2 protein-coding genes are annotated in these 2,044 nt (G+C 67.5%); both read left to right on the top strand.

The window, feature by feature from the left end:
• Positions 1-495, top strand: a 495-nt coding sequence (locus tag CLV78_RS23560; RefSeq protein WP_146136782.1) for a tyrosine-type recombinase/integrase, incomplete at its 5' end; no start/stop codon positions are given.
• Positions 496-507: 12 nt separating this feature from the next.
• Entirely contained in the window at positions 508-1,686 is a 1,179-nt protein-coding gene (locus tag CLV78_RS23555; RefSeq protein WP_106208594.1) for an IS91 family transposase, read from the top strand.
• Positions 1,687-2,044 lie beyond the last annotated feature (358 nt).

The following is a 2,044-nucleotide window of genomic DNA, read 5'->3' as shown; positions in this document are numbered from 1 at the left end:
CGCACGGCGCTGACCGCGGCCTATGCGGCGGGGCTGCGGGTGTCCGAGGTCACCGGTCTCAGGGTCACTGATATCGACAGCGGGCGCGGCGTGATCCGGGTCCGCAATGGCAAGGGCGGCAAGGATCGCCAGGTGATGCTGTCGGCGCAGCTTCTGCATATCTTGCGGGACTACTGGCGGCAGGCGCGGCCGAAGGACTGGCTGTTTCCCGGCCGGGATGAGTGCAGCCGGATCAGCGCCACGGTTCTGCATGCTGCCTGCCGTGAGGCCCGCATCGCCGCCAGGATCGGCAAGCAGGTGAGTGTGCACACGCTTCGGCATTCCTTTGCCACCCACCTGCTGGAGAACGGCACCGATATCCGCGTCATCCAGGCGCTGCTCGGGCACAGCCACCTGTCGAGCACGGCGCGCTATACTGCGGTGTCGAACCGGCTGATCACAAGCACGCAGAGCCCGTTCGACCGGCTCGGTATCGGGGCGGCGCCACCGCACTGACGCGGATCCGACATGCCGGGACTGGAGGTGGCGGATATCTTCCGTCGCCATGGCGAGGCGTGGCGGCAGGCCCATGACGGTCATCTGGGCCGTGTCGAGCGCCGGGTGATGAGCGCGATCGAGCTGTGCAGAACAGCTGCGCTTGGCGGCCATGTCGAGGGCTGCCGGGCCTGCGGCACGGTCCGTGTCGCCTATAATTCCTGCCGCAACCGGCATTGCCCGAAGTGTCAGGGTGCGGCTGCGCGCGACTGGCTGGAAGCGCGGGCGGGCGACCTGTTGCCGGTGCCCTATTTCCATGTGGTCTTCACGCTGCCCGCCGAGATTGCAGCCATTGCCTTTCAGAACAAGAAGGTCGTCTATGGCATCCTGTTCCGGACAGCTGCGGACACCCTTCGCATCATCTCCGCAGACCCAAAACATCTCGGCGCCGGGATCGGCCTCATCGCGGTGCTGCACAGTTGGGGCCAGACCCTGAGCTACCATCCCCACCTCCACTGTATCGTACCGGGTGGCGGGCCGTCGCCCGACGGCAGCCGCTGGATCGCCTGCCGGCCCGGCTTCTTCCTGCCGGTCCGGGTGCTGTCGCGGCTGTTCCGGCGACTGTTTCTGCAGGCGCTGCGCGCCGCCTTCGAGGCCGGACAGCTGCAGTTCTTCGGCGAGATTGCCGAACTGGCCGAACCGAAGGCCTTTGCCCGGCTGCTGACCACGGCCCGGAACCGCGACTGGGTGGTCTACGCCAAGCCGCCCTTCGGCGGACCGGAACAGGTGCTGGCCTACCTGAGCCGCTACACCCACCGCGTCGCCATCGCCAATTCCCGCCTGATCGGCATGGAGGATGGCAAGGTGACGTTCCGCTGGCGCGACTACCGACATGGCCGCCGACCGAGGCGGATGACCCTCGATGCCGGAGAGTTCATCCGGCGCTTCCTTCTGCACACCCTGCCGGACGGCGTTCACCGCATCCGACATTACGGCTTTCTCGCCAACGGCCATCGCGTCACCCGCCTTGCGGCCTGCCGGACATTGCTGGCCGCCCGGACGCAGGAGATGACAGTCCGCCCCGAGCCGGCAATGAAGGCGACACCGGTTCCGCGCCCTTGTCCCTGCTGCGGTCGGCAGATGGTGACGCTGGCCGTCTGGTATCATGGCCAGGCACCGCCACGTCGACCTTTCTGGAACGACAGCTCATGAACACCCGAGACAGACCAATGCCTCGCGATCGGCGGTCGGCCTCCACGAGGACCGGCCAGACGGCCTGCGGGCCGGTGACCTGGTCGCCCCGGCTCCAGCCGACGCGAGCGACGATCGGCCACCAGACCTACCCGCTGCGACGGCCCCGGCAGGCTGATGCCAACCCTGCCGGCAGCCCAAAATGCGCTATTCGCCGCCGCATCCGCCGTCGCGCCCACCACCCGAGGCCTGCGCCGAGGCCATAATCCCCATAGCGCCAAAACACCCCGCAGCTTCGTTCAATCCGGCTTCAATGAGGTCCGCGACACCACTTGGCGTCGATCTCACGCACGCGGACCTCACGGAACCCTCCAGATTC

Source organism: Aliiruegeria haliotis (assembly GCF_003003255.1).
Lineage (GTDB): Bacteria > Pseudomonadota > Alphaproteobacteria > Rhodobacterales > Rhodobacteraceae > Tropicimonas > Tropicimonas haliotis.
This window is presented reverse-complemented; position numbering and strand designations above follow the sequence as displayed.